This is a genomic window from Paenibacillus sp. BJ-4 (assembly GCF_020404765.1).
Lineage (GTDB): Bacteria > Bacillota > Bacilli > Paenibacillales > Paenibacillaceae > Paenibacillus.
On the sequence record NZ_JAIVEM010000159.1, the window covers coordinates 1 to 564 of the forward strand.

Here is a 564-nt window from a genome sequence, read left to right on the forward strand (position 1 = left end):
AATACCAAGGACTACATGGACGAGCTCAACGCAGCGGTGACGGAAGACCGGAGAAACCATGGAAAAAAGCGCTAAAATCCCGAGAGGAAGTGAACGAAGAAAAAGAGGTTAAAGTGAGCAAAACCGATCCCGATAGTGGCTATATGATTCGTGACGGCAAACCTGAAGGCTTTTTTTACCTGGACCACCGCACGGTGGATACCAAATACAATGTGATTACCGACGTACACGTGACGCCGGGGAATGTACATGATTCCGTCCCTTATTTGTCGCGTTTGGACCGCCAGAGAGAGCGTTTTGGTTTTCAGGTGGAAGCCGTCGCCCTGGATTCGGGTTATTTGACAACGCCGATTTGCCGTGGTTTGCAAAGCCGTAAGATTTTTGCCGTGATTGCCCACCGAAGATTCCATCCGAAGCAAGGATTGTTCCCGAAATGGAAGTTTGAATACGATGCCAAGCGCAATGTATATATTTGCCCAGCCCAACAGGAACTGCCCTACCGAACGACGGACCGTAAGGGATACCGGCAGTATGCCTCTGACCCAGCTAAATGCGAGTATTGCC

At 50.0% G+C, this 564-nt stretch carries 1 pseudogene; it reads left to right on the plus strand.

Annotated features, from left to right (window positions below):
- Positions 1-564: pseudogene (locus LCF57_RS23295) on the plus strand (transposase); the annotation flags it as partial.